This is a genomic window from Spirosoma daeguense (assembly GCF_054776875.1).
Map to the genome: position 1 here is coordinate 728,315 of NZ_BAAHBF010000001.1, position 19,261 is coordinate 747,575.

The 19,261-nt window shown below is 45.7% G+C and carries 14 protein-coding genes; 11 read left to right on the plus strand and 3 right to left on the minus strand.

Going from position 1 to position 19,261, the window contains the following annotated elements:
• Nucleotides 1–20: 20 nt before the first annotated feature.
• Both ACYVD4_RS02730 and ACYVD4_RS02735 read left to right on the plus strand, forming a co-directional pair.
• On the plus strand, nucleotides 21–1,247 hold the full coding sequence (locus ACYVD4_RS02730; protein ID WP_460942147.1) for a serine hydrolase domain-containing protein: 1,227 nt from the start codon (nucleotides 21–23) through the stop codon (nucleotides 1,245–1,247).
• Nucleotides 1,248–1,309: 62 nt separating this feature from the next.
• Complete coding sequence (locus tag ACYVD4_RS02735) at nucleotides 1,310–2,230, plus strand: alpha/beta hydrolase (RefSeq protein WP_460942149.1); 921 nt, start codon at nucleotides 1,310–1,312, stop codon at nucleotides 2,228–2,230.
• Between the two features lie 240 nt (nucleotides 2,231–2,470).
• On the opposite strand, the gene ACYVD4_RS02740 is transcribed toward ACYVD4_RS02735, so the two are convergent.
• Nucleotides 2,471–2,923, minus strand: coding sequence for a DUF1573 domain-containing protein (locus ACYVD4_RS02740; RefSeq protein ID WP_460942151.1), 453 nt, complete (start codon nucleotides 2,921–2,923; stop codon nucleotides 2,471–2,473).
• A gap of 241 nt (nucleotides 2,924–3,164) precedes the next feature.
• Between ACYVD4_RS02740 and ACYVD4_RS02745 the strand changes: the two genes are divergently transcribed.
• From ACYVD4_RS02745 to nuoK, 4 genes are read left to right on the plus strand one after another with little or no spacing between them, the layout of a single operon-like run.
• Entirely contained in the window at nucleotides 3,165–5,570 is a 2,406-nt protein-coding gene (locus ACYVD4_RS02745) for an alpha-ketoacid dehydrogenase subunit alpha/beta (RefSeq protein ID WP_460942153.1), read from the plus strand.
• A 58-nt stretch (nucleotides 5,571–5,628) separates the two neighbouring features.
• The gene (locus ACYVD4_RS02750) at nucleotides 5,629–7,425 is read left to right on the plus strand and encodes a 4Fe-4S dicluster domain-containing protein (protein WP_460942155.1); all 1,797 of its coding nucleotides are present in this window, start codon (nucleotides 5,629–5,631) and stop codon (nucleotides 7,423–7,425) included.
• Nucleotides 7,426–7,448: 23 nt separating this feature from the next.
• A complete protein-coding gene (locus tag ACYVD4_RS02755; RefSeq protein WP_460942157.1) occupies nucleotides 7,449–8,003 on the plus strand; it encodes an NADH-quinone oxidoreductase subunit J family protein in 555 nt (184 codons plus the stop codon).
• On the plus strand, nucleotides 7,990–8,301 hold the full coding sequence (nuoK, locus tag ACYVD4_RS02760) for an NADH-quinone oxidoreductase subunit NuoK (protein ID WP_460942159.1): 312 nt from the start codon (nucleotides 7,990–7,992) through the stop codon (nucleotides 8,299–8,301). The genes ACYVD4_RS02755 and nuoK overlap by 14 nt, the downstream gene beginning before the upstream one ends.
• 35 nt (nucleotides 8,302–8,336) lie before the next feature.
• Here the strand turns inward: nuoK and ACYVD4_RS02765 are convergent, their stop codons facing one another.
• Nucleotides 8,337–9,242, minus strand: coding sequence for a glycosyltransferase family 2 protein (locus ACYVD4_RS02765; RefSeq protein WP_460942161.1), 906 nt, complete (start codon nucleotides 9,240–9,242; stop codon nucleotides 8,337–8,339).
• Between the two features lie 213 nt (nucleotides 9,243–9,455).
• Here ACYVD4_RS02765 and ACYVD4_RS02770 point away from each other — a divergent pair, with 213 nt between their 5' ends.
• The 5 genes from ACYVD4_RS02770 (at nucleotide 9,456) to nagB (ending at nucleotide 17,166) form a co-directional block, all read left to right on the plus strand.
• Nucleotides 9,456–10,091 carry a 2OG-Fe(II) oxygenase gene (locus tag ACYVD4_RS02770; RefSeq protein WP_460942162.1) on the plus strand — a complete coding sequence of 212 codons (636 nt, stop codon included), beginning with the start codon at nucleotides 9,456–9,458 and terminating at the stop codon, nucleotides 10,089–10,091.
• 72 nt (nucleotides 10,092–10,163) lie between these two features.
• Entirely contained in the window at nucleotides 10,164–12,059 is a 1,896-nt protein-coding gene (locus tag ACYVD4_RS02775) for an NADH-quinone oxidoreductase subunit 5 family protein (protein ID WP_460942164.1), read from the plus strand.
• Between the two features lie 54 nt (nucleotides 12,060–12,113).
• Nucleotides 12,114–13,778, plus strand: coding sequence for a complex I subunit 4 family protein (locus ACYVD4_RS02780; RefSeq protein WP_460942166.1), 1,665 nt, complete (start codon nucleotides 12,114–12,116; stop codon nucleotides 13,776–13,778).
• A 149-nt stretch (nucleotides 13,779–13,927) separates the two neighbouring features.
• Nucleotides 13,928–15,106, plus strand: coding sequence for a Gfo/Idh/MocA family protein (locus ACYVD4_RS02785; RefSeq protein ID WP_460942168.1), 1,179 nt, complete (start codon nucleotides 13,928–13,930; stop codon nucleotides 15,104–15,106).
• A gap of 86 nt (nucleotides 15,107–15,192) precedes the next feature.
• Nucleotides 15,193–17,166: a glucosamine-6-phosphate deaminase gene (nagB, locus tag ACYVD4_RS02790; RefSeq protein ID WP_460942170.1), complete on the plus strand. Its 1,974-nt coding sequence runs from the start codon at nucleotides 15,193–15,195 to the stop codon at nucleotides 17,164–17,166.
• Nucleotides 17,167–17,274: 108 nt separating this feature from the next.
• On the opposite strand, the gene ACYVD4_RS02795 is transcribed toward nagB, so the two are convergent.
• Nucleotides 17,275–18,900, minus strand: coding sequence for a glycosyl hydrolase family 28-related protein (locus ACYVD4_RS02795; RefSeq protein WP_460942172.1), 1,626 nt, complete (start codon nucleotides 18,898–18,900; stop codon nucleotides 17,275–17,277).
• Between the last annotated feature and the right edge of the window lie 361 nt (nucleotides 18,901–19,261).

The window sequence follows — 19,261 nt, forward strand, 5'->3', positions numbered from 1 at the left end:
GGATAGTGCGGATGAATAAGATGAGTAAGTGGTTTAGTATTCTAATTATACTTGCATTAGGCGTTTCTTGTGGTCAGGAAAAAAAACTGAATCGCGTAACGCGGGCACTACGTAACTGTGCCGATGGTCAGGAGCTTACCTCAAATCAGGAGCAGGCTATTCGGCAACAGATAAACGCCGATGAGAAAACCCGGCTTATTGAAGAAATTATTCAGCAAAAAGTGCGTGGTGGATTAAATGGCAATGTACTCATTGCCCAGAAGGGCATTGTGCTATACAAAAACTGCTTTGGTCTGGGGCATTTTGAACGAAATCAACGTGATACGTTGGTTGAAGATTCAAAATTTCAACTGGCTTCGTTATCCAAAACATTTACCGCCGTTGCTACGCTTAAACTGATCGATGCAGGCAAGCTAAAGTTTGAGGATACAATTCAGAAATTCTATCCCGATTTCCCATATCACGGCATTAGCATTCGCGAATTATTGAGCCATCGAAGCGGATTGCCAAACTATCAGTATGCATTTGACGATAGCATGAAGGTCAATTTCTACAAAAAGGAAAAACCTTATCCTACGAATGCTACCATTATGCACTGGTTTGCAACGGTACAACCAACACCCAAAGCCTATAATATTCCCGGTCGTGGGTTTAGCTATAGCAACACCAATTATATGGTGCTGGCTTCTATTATTGAAAAATGTACTGGCCAAAGCTACGAGTCGTTTATTCATAAGACCATCTTCGAGCCACTTGGCATGCACCATACGTTCGTAGCAACAACGAAAAACGACTCGATCAATCATCATCGAACGGCTGGTTACCAATGGAACAGACGAATTCCAAAAGATTATTACGACGACGTAGTAGGCGACAAAGGTATCTACTCAACAATAGGCGATCTTTTCAGGTGGTACCAAGCCCTGAACGGTGATTGTGTATTGCCGAAAAAGCGGCTGGCCGAGGCATTCATACCCCGAAGTTTTGAACGTAAGGGCGCTAAAAATTACGGCTATGGCTTCCGCATGATGCTGAATGATGAGAATCAGCCTGAATTTATATACCATTCGGGCTGGTGGAAGGGTTATAACACCATGTTCTGGTTTAGCCCCAAAGATGAGTACGTCATCATTATGCTTGGCAATCGGTACAATACAACCGTTTATCGGGTTAAAGAATTAATCGATGTACTGGGAAGCAGTACTGCTGAGAAGATCAGCGATGAGAGTAGCGAGGTAGAAATATGAGTAAAGCCAGCCGCTGAGCTGACTTTATACAATTTCACTATAGCTAATTAATACGTATCGTTATGCGCTCGCTGCTATTTAGTATGCTTATTGCCACTACGTTGCCTCAACTTACCTCTGCTCAGGAAATTATCAAACTCTGGCCCGACAATGCCATTCCAAACGCTATAGCCGGTACGTCGATCACTGAAAAATCGGAGACTGACGCAACTGGAATTTTGCGGATTAGTAACGTATCAGTTCCTACGCTTACGGTCTATTTACCACCTAAGGAAAAAGCAACGGGTGCATCGGTTATGATTTGTCCAGGTGGGGGATATGGCATTCTGGCCGCAAGTCACGAAGGTTCCGATGTTGCGAAATGGTTTAACAACTTAGGCATTACCGCTTTTGTGTTGAAGTATCGGTTGCCTAACCCGGCAATTATGACTAACCAACATGAAGTTCCGCTTATGGATGCCATGCAGGGAATGACACTTATTCGCCAGAATGCTGCTAAATATGGTCTGGACGTTACTAAAATTGGCGTAATGGGTTTTTCGGCAGGCGGTCATTTAGCTGCTACGTTAGCGACTCATTATCATATGGGCCCGAAAGCTAGCGAACAGGCGAAACCTAATTTTGCGATTCTGATGTATCCTGTTGTTACGTTTGGCGATAAAGCACATACTGGCTCCCGCGATAAATTACTGGGCAATTTGAATACGTCGGCAGATCTGCTGGCCTACTACTCGAACGAATTACAGGTAACTTCGAAAACCCCGCCTACGTTTCTTGTGCATTCAGAAGATGACAAAGCCGTTCCCGTTGAAAACAGTATAAATTTTTATCTGTCTTGTCTCAAAAATCAAGTCCCAGCCGAAATGCATTTGTATTCACAAGGCGGACACGGCTATGGGCTCCGCACGGCAAAATTTGGCTCATTAAATACGTGGCCTGAGAGTTGCAAAGCATGGCTAGTTAGTTTAGGACTCGCGAAATAGACTTAACTTTTTGACTGACTCAAAATACAAATACCCTTCAAAAGGCTAGCTTTTTGAAGGGTATTTGTATTTTGAGTTAATTCTTGTTTTACGGCAGCTTAACGATGTGTTCTGAACTCATAAACCCATTCACTACGTAGTAAAACGATTGTATTTGAATCACTACGTAGTGGAACAAGAAAAAGGCATCCGGTAAACAACCAGATGCCTTTCATGACCACACTATTAACCCTTCAGTAATTAGCGGGATGTTTTTGTAGCTTTTTTCTTGTCTTTAACGGCAGGCGCACCAGCAGGTGCAGCAGCTGTTTCAGCCTCTTTCTGTGTTACAACTTCACCTTTCAGATATAACACGATCTGTCCTGATTCGCCATTGCTCGTAACCGTTACCGATTTATTGAATGGGCCAGCAGCCGCAGCATTGTAGGTAGCTGATACCGTACCCGTTTTGCCAGGCAGAACAGGCTCACGCGTCCAGCTTGGTTTGGTGCAACCGCAAGATGCCTGCGCGTCGCTGATAACGATAGGATCAGTACCCGTATTTTTAAACTCAAATACGTGCGTTACTGGTTTGCCCTGTTCAACTTTGCCGAAGTCATGCGTTTCTTTGGCAAACTTCATGACTCCTTTCTGGGCGTAGCCAACTGCGACAAACACAAATAAAGCTACAAAAAGTGAAAAAAACTTTTTCATTGGACTAAACGGAATTATGATTTGATTGTTAAAATACTAATACCTTAGAACAATGCCAGAGCAAACTGTTTGCCAAACCCTTACGGCATTTATCTATTCAACAAAGAAACTGAAAAAATCGTTTTTTTGAAAGCTGACTTGTTTTACCTTACTTTTACTACCGCATGCTTGTGCATGTGACCGAAACTAACCACACTATTGATAAAGTAATTGTTTGACGATTTCAATCCGTAGCTCTGTTGTGATAGCAAACGAACAACTCCGCTCGACTGATATTTTAAGTCGTGAAAAAATCCTATCTGACTACCGGTTAGCTTGCGAAAGCCGACAGGCGAGTTTACTAGGTCGGCGTGACGTTATGGGGGGGCGAGCTAAGTTTGGAATATTTGGCGATGGAAAAGAACTTGCCCAACTAGCGGCCGTCCGTGCGTTTAATCGTGGAGATTTTCGATCCGGTTATTACCGCGACCAAACCTTTGTAGCTGCTCTTGGCGAACTTAGCTGGACAGAATTTTTTGCCCAGCTTTACGCTCATACCGATTTAGAAGCCGAACCTAATACGGGGGGGAGATCAATGAACGGCCATTACGCAACCCGCTGGCTCAACGAGCAGGGTTTATGGCGTAATCAAACCGAACTTTATAATTCGGTTTGTGATATTTCTCCAACGGCTGGTCAGATTCCGCGTTCAGTTGGTCTGGCTTATGCTTCTAAACTCTTCCGTAACAATCCGGCCCTAAATCATCTTACCAATTTTTCGCATAACGGCAACGAAATCGTTTTTGCAACTATTGGTGATGCGTCTACGTCGCAGGGAATGTTCTGGGAAACAATGAATGCGGCTGCTGTGCTGCAGGTACCTCTAATGATGTCGGTATGGGATGATGGCTATGGTATATCGGTGCCTGTTGAATACCAGACAGTAAAAGCAAATATCTCAAAAGCACTGGCAGGTTTTCAGCGCGATGCAGACGAAAAAGGTATCGAAATTTTAACCGTTAAAGGCTGGGACTACGTAGCACTTCTGGAAACGTATCAGCAGGCAGCCAATATCTGCCGTGAAGAGCACGTTCCAGTACTGGTTCATGTCCAAGATCTAACCCAACCTCAAGGTCATTCAACCTCAGGTTCGCACGAACGCTATAAATCGAAAGAGCGGCTTCAGTGGGAAACCGAGCACGACTGTAATCGAATTTTTCGCCAGTGGATTCTTGAGAACGGCTATGCCAGCAACGAAGAACTCGAAACAATTGAAGCCGAATCCAAGGAGGTCATAAAGCTGGCCCGTGCAAGTGCCTGGAAAGCATTTCAGGAATCAATGAAAAGCGATTATGACGCAGCTCTTGATCTACTTCAGCAGGCGGCCCGTCATCATGCCAAATCGACGGATTTGATGGCTCTTCGAGAAGAACTACGCCGGGAAGTGATGCCACTACGTCGCGATGCCGTTACGGCTGTACGTAAAGCACTACGTATTCTTCGGCTTGATAATAGCCCCGTCCGCCAAGAATTACAGACTTGGCTGCAACGTGTTGATACCGATAATGCTGGCCGATTCCATTCGCATCTCTACAGCGAATCGCCCGATTCGCCAATGCTTATAAAAGGGGTAGCTCCTCAATTTACCGACGATAGTCTGGTGATGGATGGCTATCAGCTTCTTCAGCATTATTTCGACAATCTGTTTTCGCGCGATCCGCGTGTAGTAGCTTTGGGCGAAGATGTTGGTAAGATTGGCGATGTGAATCAGGGATTTGCTGGTTTACAGGAAAAATTCGGCGAGATACGTATCACTGACACTGGCATCCGCGAAACTACCATTATTGGACAAGGTATTGGTCTAGCTATGCGCGGGCTACGTCCTATCGTTGAAATTCAATATTTCGATTACGTTTATTATACTCTAGCTACCCTGACCGACGATTTGGCTACGTTGCTCTATCGAACAAAAGGAGGTCAGAAAGCACCCGTGATTATACGTACCAGAGGACACCGCCTGGAAGGCATCTGGCATTCTGGTTCGCCAATGAGTGCCATGCTTGGCAGTCTTCGCGGATTACACGTAGTGGTTCCCCGAAACATGACTCAGGCGGCTGGTTTTTATAATACGCTTATTCGGGGCGACGACCCAGCTTTACTTATTGAATCGCTGAATGGCTATCGACTTAAGGAGCGATTGCCCGAAAACCTGAGCGAATTCTGCATACCGTTGGGCGTTCCAGAAACGCTACGTACCGGAACCGATGTGACAGTTGTTACGTATGGGTCGATGTGCCGGATTGTGCTGGAAGCGGCCAATCAGTTAGCGCAGCTGGGTATCAACGTAGAAGTAATTGATGTGCAAACATTGCTGCCATTCGACGTACACCATAGCATTGTCGACTCAATAAAGAAAACAAATCGGGTCATTTTTGCCGATGAAGACGTACCGGGTGGTGCGTCGGCTTATATGATGCAGCAAGTTGTTGAGAACCAGAATGCGTATCGTTATCTGGATTCACCGCCACGTACTATATCGGCCAAAGCCCACCGTCCTCCTTATGGTTCTGATGGCGATTATTTCTCGAAACCAAACGTCGACGATATATTCGAAGCCGTCTACGCGCTCATGAGTGAAGCCGAACCCGACAGATACCCCAAAATATAGCTATTAGTCGTCAGTCAATAGTGTGATTCTACAACTGACGACTGACAGCTATCGCCTTATGACTTATTTTAAAGACATACAATCTGGTATCCGTACTACGCTTAAAGGGCTCAGTCTGACACTAAAGCACCTGCGTAATGCAACGAAGCAACGGACCAACGAGGGCATAAGCAGCGAAACCTATTTCGATCAGCAAAATGGTTTAGTTACGCTTCAATATCCCCACGAGCAGCTTCCCATTCCAGATAATGGGCGCTATCGGTTACGTAACGAAATTGACGATTGTATTGTCTGTGATAAATGCGCGAAAGTTTGCCCGGTCGATTGCATCACCATCGATGCCATTAAGGCTACCGAAGAGGTAGGGCGTGCTTCAGATGGTTCACCTATTCGATTGTATGCAGGTAAGTTTGACATCGACATGGCAAAGTGTTGCTATTGTGGTCTTTGCACCGTTGTTTGTCCGACAGAATGCCTGACGATGGACAAAAAGTTCGACTATAGTGAGTTCGAACTGGGTAAACTAACCTACAATTTCACGAACCTTACTCCTGATCAGGCAGACGAAAAACGAGCTTTATACGATCAATTCCTACGGGAAAAAGAGGAAGCAAAAAGGAATGCCGTAACGGCTAAGACTCCACCGAAGGCAACCACTATTGAAGGCGATACGTTGGCGAAGCCAGCAGGTCCACCGCGTCCTGTGTTTCGCCCGACAGCGAAGCCTATGGCAACACCACCTGCCGAAAAATCGCCAGAAAACTCCGAAGGATCTTCTATTGAACATCCATCCACAGACGCAACTCCAACCGAAATGGAACGGATTGCACAAGGAGGGATTGAGTCGACAAGAAGGCCCGTATTTCGGCCTACACAAAAGCCTAAAACAAGCGTCACTGACATACCAACCGAGGAATCCAAAGCAGAGCAGACGTCTTCGGAGCAAGCTACCGTAGATCCAGAAGCAGAATCTCCCAAGCCTAAACCGGCTCCTTTCCGGCCATCCATGAAGCCAGGAGCATCTGCTGTTTCTAAGTCGACTCTGCCTGAAAATCAGTCGAAGCCTGAGCCCGATAGCCAAGCCGAACCGACTCCTGAGTCGCCTAAACCGATTGCTAAACCAGCCGGCTTCCGGCCAACTATGAAACCGGCGTCAACTCCGGCAGAAAATTCAGACGCCACTCCTGCTAATACACCAACACCCAAACCAGCTTTCAGGCCTACCATGAAGCCCCCGAAAGCGGTGCTGGAGTCGACTGAAGAATCGCCTACGGATGTGCCAGTGGAAACAGAAACGCCGAAACCCAAACCAACAGGTTTCCGGCCAACTATGAAACCGGCTAAGCCAGTATCGGAAGAGGCAACCACTACGTCGGAGCAAAGTGCGTCGGAGCCAGCTATGCAGGCAGAAACACCCAAACCGGCTTTCAGGCCTACTATGAAGCCAGCATCAGTTCCTTCAAAGCCTCAGAAAGACGTAACAGATGTAAGATCGACACCCAATGCTACGTTACAATCGAATATATCGGCAGAGCCAGAAAAACCGATTGCTAAACCAGCTTTCCGGCCAACTATGAAACCGACTAAACCTGCGTCGGAAGAGATAGCCAAGGTACTAGAGCAAAGTGCGCAGGAGCCAACTTTACCAGCAGAGCCTCCGAAGCCTAAGCCAGCTTTCCGGCCTACCATGAAGCCGTCTTCTGTTTCAGTAAAGCCATCGGAAGATATAAAAAACGAAGTAGGGTTGGATAATGCCAGCAGTCTATCAGAGACGCCAGAGGTCGAACAACCTAAGCCCAAACCGGCTTTCCGACCAACTATGAAGCCTAAACCCAAGACAGATAACGAAACGTAGTAGTCAAAAAATAATATTGTCAATTGGTTCAGATAGCATTTTATGCCTTTGCCGCGCTTACACTTTTTGGTGGTCTGGCTGTTCTGGTAACGCGTAACGTACTTTATGCAGCTTTCTTCCTGCTACTCACCTTATTGGGCGTATCAGGTTTATTTGTGCTGGCTAGTGCCGATTTTCTGGCCATTGCGCAGATCATGATTTACGTAGGCGGTGTGCTCGTGCTGGTCATTTTTGGTGTGATGCTCACTCACAAACGGCCATTACCTACCGATGCTGGTAGTCAGCAACCAAACACGATTTTATCACAGAACCGGGGGAATAGCTGGAGTTGGCTCCTTGCCTTGTTGCTAACAATTGGTCTGTTTTCGGCTTTGTGTGCGCTAATCTTTCGGGCGAATTTTTCTATACTAACAAATCCGGTCGGTTGGCAAAGTACAATTGACGTGATCGGCAAGCAGTTAATGACGGAGTACGTATTACCCTTCGAAATAGCTGGCATTCTCTTGCTGGCAGCCCTAGTAGGAGCCGCTTATTTAGCCTCACCAACAACCAAAAACTCTCGAAATGCAGCCCGTTGATAGTTATTTATTTCTGGTAGTTGGCGCAGCCCTCTTCAGTATCGGGCTGGCAGTGGTGATCCTGAAACGGCATGCGATTGTCGTACTGATGGGCATTGAGCTTATGTTGAATGCCGTTAATATTAATCTGGTCGCTTTTAGCCAATATGACCCCAATCGATTGCAGGGACAAATGCTGGCTTTATTTGTGATGGTCGTAGCGGCCGCTGAATCGGCGGTAGCTTTGGCGATTGTTTTACAGGTATACCGCCACTTCCGAACCGCTCAGGTCGATGAACTGAACGAGTTAAATAATTAGAAACACAGCGTCTATTACGTCTTTACAGAAAAATCTCACTTCCAGAAAAACGCGTGCATGCTCCACTTTCGCTTCAGTGAAACAGGTAATTTCTCATGCCAACGTCCAGCTTTATAGGCTACGTACTTCGCCACAGTACGTATAAACTGCTCAGGAATAAGACCAGCGTGTGAGTTTTTTATCAGGTAGTTCACTTCATCAAGAATATAAGTAACACCTTCCGATTCAGCGCGGGAAAATTGGTCGATGAATTCCCGTTGTTCGTGGTGAAAAACGCCTATATCGAAATAACGTTTAAACTCTTCCGTAATCGTGTAGTTGTGTGAGTGGTACACTTCGGCTTCGGCACAATAGCCAAGTATCTGTCCGTCAAGAATAAAGCGGGCAGCCACCGTTACGTCCTCCCCTAAAATCACATCTACCGGAAATCCACCGCTTTCAACCAGTTTATCTTTACGATAAGCCGCGAAAGAATTAGAACAAGAGCAGGTTTTAATTCCCAATTTGGGTATCAAATCTTTCGATTTCAACAAACTATGGGGCGGATAATTGGTCAATCGGGCAAACTGGCTTAATACACTGGCATCGGGATAGGGCAATTGCCTTCCATACGCCATAGGCATATCATTCCGGCCTTGCAGCATAGTAACTATATTCTCCAATGTATCTTTACGAGCCGGTAAGGCATCCTGCGTGAGGTATACCAGAATGTTGTTATGTGCCAATTCGGCCCCAAGATTTCGGGTGCCTCCGTGATTGAATGTGCCTTTCGGAATAGAATGGACGGCAATGTTACGGCTTTGCAGGATCGATAAGGTTTCGTCTTTCGACTCTGAGTCAATAATGATTAACTCATGTGGCTGCGTCTGTTCTTCCAGAGATTTCAACAAAGAAGGCAAATAAGAGGCCGCATTATAAGTCGGAATAATTACAGAAACCATTCGGGCAATTTGTTCATTATAAAAGACAAAGTTACTCAATTGAGCCGTTCAACCGGAATCGCTTTTATAAAAGCTCCGGCAAAAGCGCTCCTACATACAAAACCAACTAGCGTATCAACCGCCACAACAAAGCCATATGCATACTGCTGCACAGTCTGAAATCATCAGGATTTTGCTACGTATCATTATGGCGCTTATGCTTTCTTATAATCTATGCATAGCCTTACTAACTCTCCCGAAACCATAGCCCTCTTTGAAAACATTATCGATGGCATTTTGACCGATGGTTATGGCGTTGCCGACAACTTTCTGGCGAATCATGAAGTCGAATTGCTAATTCATCAGTTACACCAACGACACACAAACGGGCAATTTCGAGCAGCGGGTATTGGCAATCAGCAGACTATAGTCGAGAAAGCCATTCGGGGCGACGAAATTCTATGGCTCGAAAAGGCAACAGCAACACCCGATGAAGCCGTCTTTCTGCAACGAATCGATGCTTTTGTCGAATACGTTAATCAAACCTGTTATTTGGGTCTACGAGAATTTGAATGTCATTACGCCCTGTATCCACCCGGCACATTCTACAAACGCCATCTTGATCAATTCCGTAGCGATTCCCGGCGAAAACTTTCGGTTATCTGTTACCTAAATTCCGATTGGCAAGAGTCGGACGGTGGCCAACTGGCCGTTTATCTACCCAAAAAAAATGACCAGCCAGAACAACAGATACGTATCAACCCAATAGCTGGACGGCTGGTTTGTTTTGAAAGCGCTCAGCTTGAGCATGAGGTCTTACCTGCCACCCGCGAGCGGCTCAGTATAACAGGTTGGTTAAAAACTGCTTAAATGTAGTTTGGTTCCCTATTTCTTAATCGGGATATTTGCGCCGAAATTCCTCTAATCCGAATGCCACCTTCCATGCTCTTACCATTCCCTCTGCTTATTACTACGTTGCTCTGTTTACCGTTCGTAGGAGCTTTGCTGGTAATCGCAACAGGGCGTAGGCTGGCTGGTATGCTGGCTATAAGTTTGACGGGAATTGGTTTAGCTCTTTCGATTTATCAGGCGTTTCATACATTACCTCAAACGCAAACGATCAACGTAGCATGGGCAACCCTGTCGACCGTATCATTTGGCATTAGTTTTCAGGCCGATACGTTAACAGCCGTGATGCTGATAGTGGTCCATTTCATTGCGTTACTGGTTCAGATTTACTCGCTTTCTTATCTACACGACGAGCCCAAACTAAGCCGTTACTTTTCATCGCTTCAACTGTTTGTAGGGGCCATGCTTGGGATTGTGCTGGCAGGAAATCTGCTCGTTCTCTACATATTCTGGGAATTGGTAGGGCTGGCGTCTTATCTGCTCATCGGTTTTTATGCCGAACGATTAGCCGCTAATCGGGCAGCGAAGAAGGCTTTTTTGATGAATCGGGTTGGCGATGCTGGTTTTCTACTCGGCATTTTCCTGACATATTATCAATTTGATACGCTCGAACTCACTACGTTAGTTGCCAACGAACAGGGAATTGTCCCACTTACAATTCTTGGCATTTGTCTTTTCATGGGATGCGTGGGCAAATCGGCTCAGTTTCCACTGCTAAGCTGGCTACCCGATGCCATGGAAGGCCCAACTCCTGTATCGGCCTTGCTCCATGCTGCCACGATGGTTGCCGCTGGTATTTTCTTATTGGCCCGTATCCATCCCCTACTCTCACCTGATGCCTTGGTCGTTGTTACGTTGGTAGGCACGATTACGACGATCTGGGGAGGTTATTCGGCCGTTTTCCAGACTGATATTAAAAAAGTGCTCGCTTTCTCAACCGTTTCGCAGTTGGGCCTGATGGTAGCCGGGATGGGGACGGGCAACGTAGCAGGGGCAATGTTCCATCTGTTAACGCACGCCTTTTTTAAAGCTGGTTTGTTTTTGAGCGCAGGAGCCGTTATTCATGCCGTAAATACGCAGGACATGCGACAAATGGGAAATTTACGTAAATCGCTGCCCACTACGTTCGTGGCCTACACAGTTTGCGCAGCCGCTTTGTCGGGATTACCCTTTTTTGCCGGATTTCTCTCTAAAGAAGCTATTTTAGGTGGTGCGTTTCAGTGGGCCAGTGCGCAACGTAACGGTTTTCTTAGCGTCATTCCGATCACTCTCCTTCTTTCTTCGGCACTCACGGCCTTTTATATGGCCCGTCAGCTAAAACTGGTTTTTTTTGGGCAATATCGCAATGAACTGGCCCCACTCAGTCAGGCGCATGAACCCGACTGGCTGATGCGTGGCCCGGTTGTTCTGCTGGCTGGTTTATCTATCTGGGTCTGGTTTTCACTGAATCCATTTTCGACACACTCGAGCTGGGCTTACCACCTGTTTCAACCGGTAGAAGAAGCTCATTTTATGTGGCTGGCTCCTGTTTCCATTGTTCTGGTTTTAGTAGGCGGCTGGCTAGGCTTTCAACTGCCTGAACCCACAGCTAACCAACGCTACGTTCGGCTTTCAGTCAATTACGGCTTTATCGATACGTGGTATCAGTATTTTATTATTCTTCCAACTCAAAAACTTGCTTCGTTACTCAATCGCACCGACCAGCGAGGAATTGATCGGGTGGTTAATGGCGCGGGGATTTCGACAGTTGTATTAGCTCATCTGACCTATGGGCTCGACCGTTTAGGGGTCGATGGTTTTGTAAATGGTATTGCCTGGTTAATTGGTCAGCTAGGTCGTTTTACGCGCTCTATTCAGAATGGACGCGTGCAATCATATATCACGGCTGCCGTAGTTGGGCTCTTGCTCATGCTCTGGTGGCTTTTGTAACGCGGGCTTCGGCTCGTTTTTCTGGCTATAGGGGAAGAAACTCCCACGTTACGTATGCTGCTTTCGTTACTTATTTTTCTGCCTTTACTTGGCTCTCTGCTGATAGCCGTACTACCCGATAGTCTGGCAGACCGATTTCGCTGGGTTACGTTGATCATTACGTTCATCGAGGTGATTTTGGCTAGTTTCGCCTATATTTCATTCGATACAACTATAGCTGGTTACCAACTCCTCGAACAGATCGACTGGATTACGCTGCCACTAGGCCGACTAGGTATTGCATCCATCGATTATCTGGTTGGTGTTGATGGTATAAGTCTGCCATTGATTGTGTTATCGGCAGTAGTTATGCTTATCGGCGTAGTGGCGTCCTGGTCTATTACGTATCGTCAGAAAGCCTACCATTCACTTTATTTGCTACTGACAGGCACTGTAATGGGTTGCTTTTCGGCTCTGGATTTCTTCCTGTTTTTCCTGTTTTTCGAATTCATGCTCCTTCCCATGTACTTTTTGATAGGTTTATGGGGTGGGCCACGTCGGGAGTATGCTTCGATAAAGTTTTTCCTCTACACGTTGCTTGGGTCGCTGCTGATTCTTTTGGTGATGATTGGCCTTTATCTGTCGGTTATGGACCCGGTCAGTACGGCGGTGGCCACAGGACTAGCGACTTCTCCCTCGTCTGTAACCGACGAAATTATTCAAGCTATACAGACATATCTTCAGGAAGGACGTATCAATCCCGCGCAAATTGTACATACGTTCGATATGCGTTATCTGAATGATTTCGGAAACTATCTTCCCAACGCCTTTCTGAACCCAGAATCAACTTTACTCATAGCCGGATTGCCAGTACGTTTTCTGGCTTTCTGGGCGGTATTTATTGGCTTTGCAATTAAGCTTCCAATTGTACCGGTGCATACCTGGTTGCCCGACGCACACGTAGAAGCGCCTACTCCAGTATCTGTTGTACTAGCCGGAGTACTACTTAAAATTGGCGGTTATGGTTTTCTACGAATTGTCTGGCAGTTTTTTCCAGATGCTGCTATCGATTATGCGCAACCGCTGGCCGGTTTAGGCGTATTATCAATAGTATACGGCGGCCTGAACGCACTGGCGCAGGCTGATTTAAAGAAAATGATTGCCTACTCATCGGTATCGCACATGGGTTTTGTCTTGCTGGGGGTCGCTTCGTTAACAGCCGAAGGCATTAATGGAGCTATCTATCAGATGGTTAGTCACGGAGTTCTATCATCGATGCTCTTTCTGATTGCCGGAGTTGTTTATGACCGTACTCATGACCGACGTATTGACTCGTATCGAGGGCTTATGCAGCCTATGCCACAGTATACGATCCTCACAACCGTTGCCTTTTTCGGTTCACTGGGGCTGCCCGGATTCTCAGGTTTTGTTGGCGAATTATTTACACTGATGGGCAGTTTTCAATCGCCCTGGCTACCCGGCTGGTTTGCGGCAATTTCAACAACAGGTATTCTTCTGGCTGCTGCCTACTTTCTCTGGACACTCCAGCGTATGTTTTTTGGCCCCTATTGGTCACGTCATGAAGCTAGTTCTACCCTGACGGATCTAACATCGCGAGAAAAAATACTACTTATCCCACTGGGAATCATGGCATTTGTTATGGGAATATTTCCTAATCTCATCTTCGATTTAAGTAGTGCAACCGTATCGCAGTGGCTCGTTAAATTTTCGATTGAATAGACTTACTTCGTGCATCTGTCACGTTCCGTGCTACGTATTAACTAGATTAAACGGGTAACCAGATACAAACAATTTGCCTAAATGAACATTTTTCTGCTAACATAAAGGTGTTTGCATGAGTTGTTCTGGAGCGTACAACCCAACAACTTATGGAAACAAATGCGTCAAAAGACCGTCAAATTGGTCTTGGCATTATTGGCATGGGTGGATTTGGCCTGTTTGCTGCACAGCAATTCCTACAGGTTCCACATACAAAATTGGTCGCCATTGCGGGGTCAAAACGCGAAGAAGCCTTAATAACCGCTAAGCGTTTTGGTGCCGAACAGTTAGAGAGCCTCGAAGAGCTAGTCAGTCACCCAGATATCGATCTGATTTACATTGCAACCCCTCCTTTTTTGCATTACGAACAAGCCATGCTGGCTCTAAACGCCGGGAAGCATGTTATCTGCGAAAAACCGCTGGCAATAGACCCTGAACAGGGCCGCGAAATGATTGAAACTGCGCGTCAGAAAGGGCTATTGATGGTTACCAATCTGATGCAGCGATACAATCCGATGTTTGCCCGAATAAAGCATCTGATTGATAAGAAGCTTCTCGGTGATTTTCTGCACGGTTATTTCGAAAATTACGCGGGTGACGAAGGTCTTGGGCCACAACACTGGTTTTGGGACCGTAGCAAAAGTGGCGGTATTTTCATTGAACACGGCGTCCATTTCTTCGACATGTTTGCTGGTTGGTTAGGTAACGGAACCGTAAAAGCAGCTCAGATAATCAAACGTCCTAACAGTAATGACATTGAAGATCAGGTTCAGGCCATTGTTGAATATGGTGATGATGAAACAGGCCGAAAACTGGTAAATTTTTATCACGGCTTCACGCAGACAGGTCGGATGGATCGTCAGGAAATGCGCTTACTTTTTGAACGTGGAGACATAACACTTTATGAATGGGTGCCCACCCGGATGGTGCTACGTTGCGCCGTTGATGAAGAAACTACGCGTGCTTTAATGGATTTATTTCCGGCAGCTCAGCTGAACGTAACAGCCAATATTGGCGGTAAAGATAGACCGCTACGTGGTCGGCATAAAGAGTTCGATGCGTATCAGCAGATAGAACTGCGCTTTGGATTTGGCGATGAAAAGCAACACATATATAGCGAAATACTTCGGCTTATGTTTCGAGATCAAACTCAGTCCATTCATTACCCAGAAACTCATCGAATCATTACCGAACAAAATGGACTGACTTCGTTAGAAACGGCTGTTCAGGCTGATAGTCTAGCTCGACGGGAAGAAATACCGACAAATGTAGTTAATAAAAAAATTTAAAAATATTACTTTCACTTCGTAAATTATCTGACAATTGGCTAATTTTTTTCCGACCTTTGCTGCTCCACCTTTTCTTCGCGTAGCGCATGATATCGGAATCACCTACGCTCGACGCTCCGGATGGACAATCGTTGAGCACAGCCCCCTCTGGCGGACCAATTCAATCGGCCATTACCTACGAAAAAATTCCAACGCATATTTATGCCGATGCGAAAGATGCTTCACGGGCAGTAGCACAGGAAATTGCCGACCTGATTCGGCAAAAACAAAGTGAAGGCAAACCCTGTATTCTGGGTTTAGCCACAGGTTCTTCACCCAAAACCGTATATGCCGAACTGATTCGGATGCACCGGGAAGAAGGATTGAGTTTCCAGAATGTTGTTACGTTCAATCTGGACGAGTATTACCCCATGGAGCCTGACTCGATTCAAAGCTACTGGCGTTTCATGCGGGAGCAGTTATTCGATCATGTTGATATTCCAAAAGGAAATTACCATGTTCCTGACGGAACGCTACGTACCGACAAAGTAGCCGACTTTGCAAAGCAGTACGAAGCTACTATTGAAGCGGCTGGTGGACTGGATTTTCAGTTGTTGGGTATTGGTGGAAATGGACACATTGGTTTTAATGAACCCGGTTCCCTCATCAACTCGCATACGCGGCTGATGATGCTCGATAACTCGACCCGTGCTGCTGCTTCTGGCGATTTTGGTGGTTTACCCAAAACTCCCCGCAAAGCCATTACAATGGGCGTAGCGAGTATTCTGGGTGCGCGTCGGGTTGTATTGCTGGCTTGGGGAGAGCGCAAAGCTCCCGTTATTCGTGGAGCTGTAGAAGGAACGGTAACTGAAGTTAATCCGGCATCCTATCTTCAAACGCACCCGAATGCACTGTTTGTGATTGATGAAGCCGCTGCTTCAGAACTCACCCGCATGAAAAGCCCCTGGCTGGTTGATTCGGTGGTGTGGGACAACAAAATGAAGAAAAAGGCGGTAACTCACCTGTCAGTAACGCTTGGCAAGCCCATTCTGAAACTGACCGACCGCGATTACAACGACAATGGGATGAGTGATCTGTTGGCGCAATACGGACAAGCGTATGACATCAACATCGATATTTTTAATCAGCTTCAGCATACCATTACAGGTTGGCCAGGTGGCAAACCCGATGCTGACGACACTAATCGGCCAGAACGGGCATTACCTGCACACAAACGCTGCCTGATTTTTAGTCCTCACCCCGACGATGATATTATTTCGATGGGTGGTACGTTCCAGCGTCTGCGCGATCAGGGGCACGAAGTACACGTAGGCTACCAGACATCCGGAAACATTGCCGTTGCCGATGATGAAGCTCTACGTTTCACCGATTTCGTAGTTGACTTTAATTCTAAGTTCAGTATCAAGAGCCCCGAAGCTACCCGTATTTTTCAGGATGCAGCGGCATTCCTTCGTGAGAAAAAAGACAGCGAAGTGGATTCGGCAGAAGTCCGTTATGTAAAAGGACTGATACGTATGGGAGAAGCGAAAGCAACGTGCCGCTTCGTCGGTATTCCGGTCGAGAATGCGCATTTTATGAATATGCCTTTCTACGAAACCGGGACTGTTGCAAAGAAGCCCCTCAGCGAAGACGATATCAAGATCACGATGGCACTGATTGAGGAAATAAAACCGCATCAGATTTATGCCGCTGGTGATCTTGCCGATCCACACGGAACCCACAAGGTTTGTCTGGACGCCGTATTGGAAGCCGTTCGTCGATTGAAGCATAAGAACTTCATGAAAGATTGTTGGGTGTGGTTATACCGGGGTGCCTGGGCTGAATGGGATATTCATGAAATTGAAATGGCCGTACCAATGTCGCCCGATCAGGTGATGAAAAAGCGGTTAGGTATCTTCAAACATCAGTCTCAGAAAGACGGTGTTGTATACCAGGGTAGCGATGCTCGCGAATTCTGGCAACGTGCCGAAGAGCGAAATCAGGCTACGGCTGGCTTATACAACCGCCTTGGCTTAGCTGAATACGAAGCCATCGAAGCCTTTGTTCGCTGGCGTTTTTAAGTACTATATTTGATATAAATCAGAAAGCCCGACTCACATCGGGCTTTCTGATTTATATTGACCTATTGGTTAGCGTTTCTAAATCAATCAGGGCAAATCAACTACGTACTATTGTAAGATAATTGGATCGAAAACTAAAAAATTACTTTGAATTTCAGCCACTCCGGAGTAATAAAGAGGCTCATTAACAAAGCTGCCTGATGCCTTAGGAGAGACTAATACGGTACCAACACGATTGGCAAAAGTTACGCTTACAACTGCGCCATTTATATTTACAAAATTAGGACTAGATACGCTCCTATCAAGTACAATTACAGTACTGGAAGGCAGATCCATATTTCCCTGATAACTTTGATTGATCATGATCTGTGCCTGAAATGACAAAGCTGCGCTAGAGCCAGAACCATAGCTTCCTCCCTGAATAACACCTTCGATCCAAATACGGTAATAACCTCCACGCCCATTCGGTGATGCCGGATTGTCCGCCTGTGTAAATCGAAGCGCCACAGCATCTCCATTATCTCCCACCGTTCCTGCATTCACATAGTTACTTATTAATTGCCGGATACGTCCTCCTTTTTTCTCAAAAGGCACCCTTGTGTTTAGTGATATATTCGACGACTTTCTTAGAAGGCCCGGAGAAATAACAAATTCGTTCGAAACATCATGACACATTATCTCTCCGTTTATAACTGAGCCGGCTGTTAGCTGATTCGGATTCGCAGGTACTTCATGATAGAGTGCATACCGATTTGCTCTTTCTGCAGTATTAGGGAGCGAAATCTGGACTTTAATATTCAAAACAACACAGCCTGTTACGTCAATTAAAGGAGTAGTAGGGGCAGTTGAATTGGCAATAGCCACCTTTATCTCATTATTTTCAAATCCGCCACTCAACGCCTTCAACACCTGTGAAAAGGATTCTATAGTAGCGTGTATAAATAAATTTGTTGTATATAAATTACATAATATGGCTGTCTCATTTGAACCCGTATTAGCAGTAAGTCGACTTATATACCCCTGAAAATTAACACTATTCGTACCGTTCAGCACCAAAGCAGGCTGACGTTTCTCATAGTTTTGCAAAGAAGTTGCCTGTATACTCACAACTCCCATCGACCCCGTTCCAGACGCCAACGCTTGATAATTACTAGAAGCTGTAAAGTTTATACTACCAATAGATATTGCCGCTGCATAACTAAACATAAGCGGAACATTAGCACGTATTAAACATTGATGTACATAAAATTCTTCGGATCGCACATTTAACACACCTATTGTACCAGCTCCATTGTTCGCCGTTGGAAAATCTTCCATCTGAAAAGAACAGTTCCGAATACCGCAGTTTAACCCCCCATTGTTGGTGAGTGCAAACTGTGCACCTATAGTAGATCGCGTTGCGCCGTAACCAGTACCCGATAGAAAGAAGAAGTTTTCACAACCAGAACTGGAAGAACCGCTAAAATCAAAAATGGCTCCCCCCGTATTACCAATAATTCCCGTATTAATGTAGCTTCCCCCATCGCCCATTAACCATATACCGTTAGCATTCGTAACATTTATAGGCGACGAAATGTAATAATACCCAGCAGGGAAATAAATAGTAGTCCTATATATCCCGCCACCGGGCGCGCTTAAGCTTTTTGCATAATTGACTGCATTCTGGATTGCATTTGTGTCGTTCGCAGTCCCATTACCTACTGCTCCAAATTGCGCGTCTTTAACGTTTATCATAATAGCGGATGTATCTGTATTTTTTGGCTAAAAGCTGTTAATACTATTTGTGAAACAAGAAAGTTTGGGGTCCATTATATAGAGGTACGTTATGCGGTTTAAATAGCGGCCAACTTAATCAATCAGGTACCAAACACCTCTCTGTTACGTGTATAATCAGCCTACTAACTTAGAGACAAACCAGATAAACTACTAAATAAATTGAGCAAAATCAGGATATTTTCCACTTATTCCTTTAAAATCTTTACGGACAAACCTGTTCTATATCGCTTTAGGATCAATTGGCGGGCCTAAATTGACTTCACAAGAAATATATGTCACCTTTTTGCAAAGGTTGAGTCTTATCAACCTTATGTCATTC

Bases quoted from the DNA above. Each gene is read 5' to 3' on its own strand.
- ACYVD4_RS02730 (WP_460942147.1), top strand. From the start codon at position 21: ATGAGTAAGTGGTTTAGTATTCTAATTATACTTGCATTAGGCGTTTCT.
- ACYVD4_RS02735 (WP_460942149.1), top strand. From the start codon at position 1,310: ATGCGCTCGCTGCTATTTAGTATGCTTATTGCCACTACGTTGCCTCAA.
- ACYVD4_RS02740 (WP_460942151.1), bottom strand. From the start codon at position 2,923: ATGAAAAAGTTTTTTTCACTTTTTGTAGCTTTATTTGTGTTTGTCGCA.
- ACYVD4_RS02750 (WP_460942155.1), top strand. From the start codon at position 5,629: ATGACTTATTTTAAAGACATACAATCTGGTATCCGTACTACGCTTAAA.
- nuoK (WP_460942159.1), top strand. From the start codon at position 7,990: ATGCAGCCCGTTGATAGTTATTTATTTCTGGTAGTTGGCGCAGCCCTC.
- ACYVD4_RS02765 (WP_460942161.1), bottom strand. From the start codon at position 9,242: ATGGTTTCTGTAATTATTCCGACTTATAATGCGGCCTCTTATTTGCCT.
- ACYVD4_RS02770 (WP_460942162.1), top strand. From the start codon at position 9,456: ATGCATAGCCTTACTAACTCTCCCGAAACCATAGCCCTCTTTGAAAAC.
- ACYVD4_RS02775 (WP_460942164.1), top strand. From the start codon at position 10,164: ATGCTCTTACCATTCCCTCTGCTTATTACTACGTTGCTCTGTTTACCG.
- ACYVD4_RS02780 (WP_460942166.1), top strand. From the start codon at position 12,114: ATGCTGCTTTCGTTACTTATTTTTCTGCCTTTACTTGGCTCTCTGCTG.
- ACYVD4_RS02785 (WP_460942168.1), top strand. From the start codon at position 13,928: ATGGAAACAAATGCGTCAAAAGACCGTCAAATTGGTCTTGGCATTATT.
- nagB (WP_460942170.1), top strand. From the start codon at position 15,193: ATGATATCGGAATCACCTACGCTCGACGCTCCGGATGGACAATCGTTG.
- ACYVD4_RS02795 (WP_460942172.1), bottom strand. From the start codon at position 18,900: ATGATAAACGTTAAAGACGCGCAATTTGGAGCAGTAGGTAATGGGACT.